The following is a 7,986-nucleotide window of genomic DNA, read 5'->3' on the forward strand; positions in this document are numbered from 1 at the left end:
GACGAGTTAAAGGGTGATTCTCGCGCTATTCGGCGGCGAACCCGTGCGCGCAGAAGTCCCAGACCTCGTCCGCGGTGATCGGGTGGGCGGCGTTCTCGTCGGTGTCACCACTCGACTGGGCGACGAACATCACCGTCTGCATGGTCATCGCGGCCATCCGCTTCGGGTTGATGCCGGCGCGGAGCTGACCCGCTTCGCTGGCCTCTTCCATCAGCTCGGTGAGCAGGGCGAGCAGCGGCGCATGGGCCACCTTGACCTCGGACGGATGCGAGACCAGCAGGCGTGGAGCGAAGTCGGTGAACAGGGGGCGCTTGGCCGCCGGATCGGGTCGCGAGGACTCGAACAGCAGCTGGATCGCCACTTTCAGGCGCTCGATGGGTTCTTCTTCGCCCGACGTGGCAGCCCGGATCTGTTCGGCCGACCGGCTCAGCGCGTCCTCGAACAGGGCGAGCAGCAGCTCGTGCTTACCGTCGAACTGCAGGTAGAAGCTGCGCAGCGACTGCCGCGACCGATCCACGACCTCCTGGACGGTGAAGTCGGTACTACCCTTTTCGATGATGATGGCCTGCGCGGCGTCGAGGAAACGCTGCACGCGCTGGGCGGCCCGCAGTTTGGCCGTCTTGATCGAACGTTCGACCGCACGCTGCTTCCACGCCGGTTCTTCGCTAGGCGTCGTCACCGGGGGCTCGGATGCAGGCCGGCTGGGGAGAACATGAACTGACTGTACCGGAGAACGTCTTGCCATAGCGGCCGTCGACCCCCTCTCGGCGAGCGTGTCAGAGATTGTAACTTCCTCATCACGAGAATAGTATTCTCATTTCGGTGATAACAGAAGGCCCAAGTCTGGCCGTGCGGGCGTCGGGCCCACATAACCGCTGGCCAACCATCGTCCCTCCGGAACCCGAGGACTGCCGTGTACATCGACTATGACGTCTCCGACAGGATCGCGACCATCACGCTGAACAGGCCCGAGGCTGCCAACGCGCAGAACCCCGAGCTGCTCGACGAGCTCGACGCGGCGTGGACTCGCGCTGCGGAGGACAGCGAGGTGTCGGTGATCGTGCTGCGCGCGAACGGCAAGCACTTCTCCGCGGGACACGATCTGCGCGGCGGCGGGCCCGTCCCGGACAAGATCACGCTGGAGTTCATCATCCAGCACGAGGCCAAGCGCTACCTGGAGTACACGCTGCGCTGGCGCAATGTGCCGAAGCCGTCCATCGCCGCGGTGCAGGGCCGGTGTATCTCCGGCGGCCTGCTGCTGTGCTGGCCGTGCGACCTGATCATCGCCTCCGATGACGCCCAGTTCTCCGACCCGGTGGTGTTGATGGGCATCGGCGGTGTCGAGTACCACGGGCACACGTGGGAACTCGGGCCGCGCAAGGCCAAGGAGATCCTGTTCACCGGCCGGGCGATGTCGGCCGACGAGGTCGCGGCAACCGGGATGGTCAACCGTGTGGTGCCGCGTGATCAGCTGGACGCCGAGACCAGGGCGCTGGCCGAGCAGATCGCCAAGATGCCGCCGTTCGCGTTGCGCCAGGCCAAGCGGGCGGTCAACCAGACCCTGGACGTCCAGGGCTTCTACGCCGCGATCCAGTCGGTGTTCGACGTACACCAGACCGGGCACGGCAACGCGCTGAGCGTGGGCGGCTGGCCGGTCCTGGTGAACCTCGAAGAGATGAAGGCCAACATAAAGTAGGCCGAACCACTGGGCGAGCGTGCGTGTCCGCGGCCGACACGCGGGGGACAGCACGCACTTTGCGCACGCTCGCGCAAAAGGGAAAGGGCTACAGCTGGGCGAGGCGGGGGACCGAGCCGCGGGCCCGCAGACCCGCTCCCGCCCTGCGGGTCAATTCCCGAGAGCTGCCGAGCAACCCGTCGAGCACCAGCGCGCGCTTGATGTGGTGCTGCAGATCGTGTTCCTCGGTGAAGCCGATACCGCCGAGCACCTGCTGGCAGTGCTTGGCCGCGGTGAGCGCGGCCTTGCCCGCGGCGGCCTTGGCGAGCAGCGAGCTCAGATCGGGATTGTCGGCGCTGGGCAGATTCAGCGTGGCCTCGGCGCCCTCGATCGCGACCAGCGTCTCGGCCAATCGGTGCCGTACCGCCTGGAACGACGCGATCGGCTTGCCGAACTGCACCCGGTCCAGCGCATGTTGGCGCGCCAGGTTCAGCATCGCGCGCGCCGAGCCGACCAGCCACCAGCCGACGGCCATCCGCGCCTCGGCCACCCGGATCGGGTAGCCCTCCTCCTCGCGGCGAAGCGGCAGCCCGCTCAGCGTGGGGTCGGTGGCCTCGGCGCTGATCCGGTCCCACACCACCCAGGAGTTCCCGGCATAGGGGAGCGGAAGTTCCACGGTGTCGCCGATCGTGTTGCCGGTCGCGTGCAGCACCACGTCGACGAGAGCCGATGCGTGCGAGCCGGTTTCGCCGAGCAGCCGGAACACCAGCGGCACCGCCACCTCGGGCATCTCCGAAAGCATGTCCGCCCAGCCCATCTCGGTCAGCGCGGCATCGAGCGCCGGACCCGACGAGGAGAGCATGCTCTTGCGCAGCGAGGCCTCGAGCATCTCGAGCGACGACTCGTCCATCTGGGCGGCCATCCTCACTCCTTTCCGAGGTCGAGCAGTCGACGCGCGATGATGTTGCGTTGGACCTCGGCGGTACCGCCGTAGATCGTGGCCGCGCGCGAGTACAGGTATTCGGTGCGCCATTCGCCGTCGTCGAGCTCGATGGCGCCGGGCAGCAGGTCACGCACGGTGTCGTAGAGCCGCTGCTCGGCGCCGGCCAGCAGCACCTTGTCGATCGAGGTGTCCGGACCGAGCTTGTGGCCCTCGGCCAGCCGGTGCTGGGTCGCGCGGGACCGGCACCGCAGCGTGTGCAGCGCGAGATAGACCTCGCCCATGTCCGAATCGATGCTCTGCCCTTGCCGTTTCACCTCGTCGACCAACGCGTCGAAGCGGGAGTAAAGATAGGCGATCCGTTGCCAGAAACACGTCGAGCGTTCGTAGGGCAGCAGGTCCATCGCGAGCTGCCAGCCGTCGCCGACGTTGCCGAGCATCCGGTCGGCGTCGACCTCGACATCGTCGAAATACACCTCGCAGAACTCGTCGACATCGTGCATGGTGCGCAGCGGGCGCACCGTGATCCCCGGGGTGTCCACGTCGACAAAGAACGCGGTGATCGCCTGGTGGTTGGGGGTGTCCGCGTCGCCGGTACGGGTCAGCAGCACGCATCGGTGCGAGAACTGGGCGAAACTCGTCCACACCTTCTGGCCGTTGATCACCCACTTGTCGCCCTTGAGCACCGCGCGCGTGGTCAGCGACGCCAGGTCGCTGCCCGATCCCGGCTCGGAAAAGCCCTGGCACCATTGCTCTTCACCGCTGAGCAGTCTGGGCACCATCTCCGCGGCGAGTTCAGGACGCGCGTAGTCGATCATCGTCGGCGCCAGCACTTCGAGCATCGAGTACGGACCCGGCTCGGCCAGCCGCCGGCCGACCACCTCCTCGCCGACGATGGCCCGCAGGATCACCGGACCGCCCAGTCCGCCAGCGTGTTCCGGCCATCCGTAACGGCTCCAGCCGGCGTCGTACAGCGCCCGCTGCACCCTGGCGAACTGTTTGATGTGCGCCTGCAGGGAGTGATCGTCGCCGGGGGTCAGGTCGTTCTCGTCGAGCCACTTCCGCAGCTCCGTGCGGAACGTCGCGGGTTCGAAGAGATCGGTGCTCATCGGGCCTCCGGAGCCGCCCCGGCGGCGACATCGTCGTGCGGAGCTACCCCGGCGGCGACATCGCCGTCAGGCCTCCCGATCGCGTGCGGACGTCCCGAGTCGTGCTCGCCCGAGCGTCGAATGAAGGTCATGGCACGGGTTCTCAGCCGCCAGCCGTCCTCGGTGCGCACATAGGTGTCGTTGTAGTACCCGATGCGCATGTCGTGCTTGGAGTGCTCGATGAAACACAACGGCTGGGTGCCGATGGCCTTGTCCGGATCATCGGCGTCGAGCGTGACCAGCGACGTCCCGGTCATGAACAACCCCTTCGGGGCGGCGTCGACGAGTTCGGGGAAGCGCGCCAGCGTGTACGTCGAGCCGAACGCGCTGTACGTGCCGTCCGGGGTGAACACCGAGATCAGCCCGTCGATGTCGCCCTGGGTGATCGTGACCGCGTACTTGGCCAGAAGCTGCTGGATCTCGACGAGATCCTCAGTGCGTGACGTCATTCTTGAAGACCTTACCGTCCTTCATTACAAAGTTGACATCGCGTGTAACGGCGATATCGGCGAGCGGGTCGCCGGGGACCGCGATGATGTCGGCGAGATAGCCTTCGGCGAGACGCCCGAGCGTATCCGGACGGTTGATCAGATCGGCGGCCACGACGGTGGCGGCCCGCAGCACGGCGGCCGCGGGCATACCCCAATCGACCAGTGTGACGAGTTCGTCGGCGTTGCGGCCGTGCGGGATCGCAGGCGCATCGGTGCCCACCGCGATCTTGACCCCGGCCTCGTAGGCGGCCTTGATCGACGTGCGCGCCTTCGGGAACATCTCGGCGGCCTTGGCCTGCAACTCTTTCGGGGCCTTGGAGACGTCCATGTACTCGGCGAGCCGGCGCGTCGACACCAGGAACCTGTCATTGTCGACCAGCATCTGGATCGCCTCGTCGTCCATCAGGAAGCCGTGCTCGATGCAGTCGATACCGCATTCGACGGCGTGCTTGACGGCCTCGGCGCCATGGGTGTGGGCCGCGACGCGCAGCCCCCTGCGATGCGCCTCATCGACGATGACGCGAAGCTCCTCGTCCGAATAGTGCTGTGCGCCGGCTTCTCCGGTCAGCGACATCACGCCACCCGAGCAGCACACCTTGATCAGCTCGGCGCCGTGCTTGATCTGGTAACGCACCGCTTTGCGGATCTCGTCGACTCCGTTGGCGATGCCCTCCTCGACGGTCAGCTCGAGCACACCCGGCATGAACGCCGCGAACATCGTCGGGTCGAGGTGGCCGCCGGTCGGGGTGATTGCATGCCCGGCCGGGATCACCCGGGGGCCTTCTATCCAGCCGGCCGCGATGGCCTTGCCGAGCGCGACGTCGAGCAGGTAACCGCCTGTCTTGACGAACAATCCGAGGTTGCGGACCGTCGTGAAGCCGGCCCGCAGTGTGCGGCGGGCGTTGCCCACCGCACGCAGCACGCGCGTGGCCGGATCGTCCTGCACCTGGGACAGGCCCGGCGTCTCGCCGCGCCCGCCCATCAGCAGGTTGACCTCCATGTCCATCAGCCCCGGCAACAGGATCGAGTCACCGAGGTCGATGACCTCCGAGTCGGGCGGGGGAGAACCCCCGTTGGGGTCTGATTTGCCGGCGCCGACACCGACGATGCGGTCGCCGTCGACGTGGACGATGCCGGGGCGAATGATCTCCCCGGCATCGACGTCGAGCAGACCCGCAGCTTTGAGGGTCAGCGGCACTAGACCACCGGCTCCCGGATGATCTCGACCCACGCGGCCCCGCTGTCGAGGACGCGGGGCTGCTTCCAGACCTCCACCGGGAAGCTCACCATCACAACCGACTGCATCAGGTGCATCAGGCGCTTGGCGTCATCGGGCATGTCGTGCAACGGGAATCGGGCGTCCAGGTAGACCATCACGTCCTCCAGGCGCGCCAGGCCGACGTCGTAGAGGTCCTGCATCTCCTCCATCGTCGAGGCAAGCCGCTTGGCGTAGCGCTCCGGCTCGGTCGGGAGGATCCAGTCCTTGAACCGCTCGAGGTCGGCGAACTCCTCGGGCAGCAGGCGTTCGGTGGTTCCGTTCGTCTCAGACATGTGCGGCGTCCTTCTCGCTCTTCGCGGCAGATCCGTTGGTCCCGGCCTTGGCGGCCTGCTCGGCCTTGTACTTGTCGACATATCTGTGCGCGGTGTGGTGCAGGTGACGCAGCAGCACTTCCTGGTCGCACAACGGGAACTCGGTGACCGCCCGGGTTCCGATCTGCGTCTGCGTCGCCTCCAGGGTATTCGCGTCCTGCAGCGCGTACTCCTTGAACGTGACCGCTGCGAGCTCCTGCGCCAGCCGCTGGCGGGTGTTCTTCGGCGGTACGAAGTACAGGTTGCACTCGAAGATATGGGTGTCCACGCCGGTGGGCCAGTAGTTGTAGGTCAGGTACCAGCCCGGCACCCACAGCAGCAGGGTGAAGTTCGGGAAGAACTCGAAAGAGTCCTGGCCCCAGGTCCTCTGGCGGGCTGGGTTGACTGCCGGCGGCAGTTCGTCGGGGAGGATGCCCTTGATGTCGGGGCGGTCCCACGGGCCGAACAGCCCGCTGTGCAGGATGCGCTCGATCGGCTTGACCATGTTGAGGTCCTTCGGCGGGCTCATGCCGCCCCAGGACGAGATCATCGAATGCTGGTCTTTGATGTCGTAATGCAGGGCCTCGAAGCCGATCTTGGCAAGCTTGGCGGCTTCCTCGGGCGTCGCCTGCTTCATGTGCAGGATCGGAGCGTGGTAGAACTCGACAAACGCGTCGATGAACAGCTTCCAGTTCGCGTTGATCTCGGAGCGGTAGCTGTAGACCTCGGTCATCTCGTGGAACGGGTAACCCTTGAGGCCCTGCCCGAATTCGCCGAGGTAGTCCTCCAGCGACTCGGCGTCATCGTCGAAGTTGACGAAGATGAAGCCTTCCCAGACCTCGCAGCGCACCGGCTTGAGCGGGTAGTCGGCCTTGTCGACGTCGAAGAACTCGTCCTCCTGCTGGATGAACGTCAGATCGCCGTTGAGCGCGTAGCGCCAGGCGTGGTACTTGCAGGTGAACTGCCGGCACGATCCTGAAACCTCTTCGCCGGGATAGTCGTTCCAGACCAGCTTGTTGCCGCGGTGGCGGCACAGGTTGTAGAAGGCGCGGACGGTTCCGTCCTTGTCCTTGTTGATGATGATCGACGTGCCCTGGCCGACGGACGGCATCTCCCGGGTGAAGTAGCTGCCGGCCTTGGGCAGCCGCTCCACGCGCCCGACATGGAGCCAGGTCTTGCGGAAGATGGCCTGCTGCTCCAGCTTCCACTGCTCCGGGTCGATGGAGTCGGTGTAATCCACTGGCGCTGTGCCCAGCTCCGGCCAGTTCTCGGTCCAGCTGCCGACGTCAGGCTTCGGGAAATGTGCCATGGGGTTCGCTACCTCTCTGCATCCGTGTTGGCGTCGGGTTGTACGCCGAAGGTGTTGATGGCCATGGCCAGTGCGCCATAGCAACCGATCGTGAAGACGAGATCCATCAGCTGGCGCTCGTCGAGGTGGGCGGACAGCGCTGTCCATGTCGCGTCGGAGACGACCGCGTCCTTCTGTAGTTCGTCGACCGCGGTGAGCACCGCACGGTCGAGATCGTCGGCGGCCTCGCCGCGCGTGATGCCGTCGATGATCTCGTCGGTCAGTCCGGCTTCGCGGCCCATGCCGACGTGGTGGCGCCATTCGTACTCGCAGTTGCTCACGTGTGCGATGCGCAGCACGGCGAGTTCACGCAGCCGCTCCGGCAGTGTCGAGCCGTACAGCAGGTGGAAGTTGAACCGAAGGAACGACCGGGTGAGCTTCGGATGCCGCACCAGCGTCGCGACGAGGTTGCCTGCCACGTCCGGGTTGCGCATCTCGGCCGGCATCAGCCCGGACAGTGCCTTGTCGACGGCCTCGTCCCACTGGTCGGCCGGCAGGGGTGCCACTCGCACCGACGGGCTCCTCTCACTCATGAGAATCAGGTTCTCATATTCCGGTAGTAGATTTCCACTTTTCGTGTTCGGCGTCAACGCTCGGGGGCTGAACCGCTGATCAACGGCACCGCTCGTCGAGCAGCGGTGTTGCCGCCAGCCAGCACAGATATCGGTATCGGACGTTGATTCTCACTCTTGGAGAAGCTAGTTTCCTTACAAGGAGAACAAAAGGCCTGGACCGCATGTCCCGCAGCGCAGCGGGACGGAAGGAGTGCCGTTGTGAACAAAGAGGACATGATCCTGATCAGCGTCGACGATCAC

The 7,986-nt window shown here is 65.8% G+C and carries 9 protein-coding genes; 1 reads left to right on the top strand and 8 read right to left on the bottom strand.

Annotation, left to right across the window (positions count from 1 at the left end; all coding sequences use genetic code 11):
• Positions 1–25 precede the first annotated feature (25 nt).
• The gene (locus BST38_RS21160; RefSeq protein WP_083145442.1) at positions 26–745 is read right to left on the bottom strand and encodes a TetR/AcrR family transcriptional regulator; all 720 of its coding nucleotides are present in this window, start codon (positions 743–745) and stop codon (positions 26–28) included.
• A 168-nt stretch (positions 746–913) separates the two neighbouring features.
• On the opposite strand from BST38_RS21160, the gene BST38_RS21165 reads away from it, so the two are divergent.
• Positions 914–1,696 (top strand): enoyl-CoA hydratase, encoded by a 783-nt coding sequence (locus BST38_RS21165; RefSeq protein WP_083145443.1) that lies wholly within the window; start codon positions 914–916, stop codon positions 1,694–1,696.
• Between the two features lie 88 nt (positions 1,697–1,784).
• Here BST38_RS21165 and BST38_RS21170 read toward each other — a convergent pair whose 3' ends face one another.
• The 7 genes from BST38_RS21170 to BST38_RS21200 are packed head-to-tail and all read right to left on the bottom strand — an operon-like array spanning position 1,785 to position 7,683.
• On the bottom strand, positions 1,785–2,585 hold the full coding sequence (locus tag BST38_RS21170; protein WP_083145458.1) for an acyl-CoA dehydrogenase family protein: 801 nt from the start codon (positions 2,583–2,585) through the stop codon (positions 1,785–1,787).
• Positions 2,586–2,599: 14 nt separating this feature from the next.
• Positions 2,600–3,724 (bottom strand): acyl-CoA dehydrogenase family protein, encoded by a 1,125-nt coding sequence (locus BST38_RS21175; protein ID WP_083145444.1) that lies wholly within the window; start codon positions 3,722–3,724, stop codon positions 2,600–2,602.
• Complete coding sequence (locus tag BST38_RS21180; RefSeq protein WP_083145445.1) at positions 3,721–4,212, bottom strand: nuclear transport factor 2 family protein; 492 nt, start codon at positions 4,210–4,212, stop codon at positions 3,721–3,723. Before BST38_RS21180 ends, BST38_RS21175 begins: the two co-directional genes overlap by 4 nt.
• On the bottom strand, positions 4,196–5,452 hold the full coding sequence (locus tag BST38_RS21185) for a metal-dependent hydrolase family protein (protein ID WP_083145446.1): 1,257 nt from the start codon (positions 5,450–5,452) through the stop codon (positions 4,196–4,198). Before BST38_RS21185 ends, BST38_RS21180 begins: the two co-directional genes overlap by 17 nt.
• Complete coding sequence (locus BST38_RS21190; protein ID WP_083145447.1) at positions 5,452–5,805, bottom strand: hypothetical protein; 354 nt, start codon at positions 5,803–5,805, stop codon at positions 5,452–5,454. The genes BST38_RS21185 and BST38_RS21190 overlap by 1 nt, the downstream gene beginning before the upstream one ends.
• Entirely contained in the window at positions 5,798–7,132 is a 1,335-nt protein-coding gene (locus BST38_RS21195; RefSeq protein ID WP_083145448.1) for an aromatic ring-hydroxylating oxygenase subunit alpha, read from the bottom strand. The genes BST38_RS21190 and BST38_RS21195 overlap by 8 nt, the downstream gene beginning before the upstream one ends.
• An 8-nt stretch (positions 7,133–7,140) precedes the next feature.
• The gene (locus BST38_RS21200) at positions 7,141–7,683 is read right to left on the bottom strand and encodes a carboxymuconolactone decarboxylase family protein (protein WP_083145449.1); all 543 of its coding nucleotides are present in this window, start codon (positions 7,681–7,683) and stop codon (positions 7,141–7,143) included.
• Between the last annotated feature and the right edge of the window lie 303 nt (positions 7,684–7,986).

Source organism: Mycolicibacterium parafortuitum (assembly GCF_002086815.1).
In the GTDB taxonomy this organism is placed as follows: Bacteria; Actinomycetota; Actinomycetes; order Mycobacteriales; family Mycobacteriaceae; genus Mycobacterium; species Mycobacterium parafortuitum.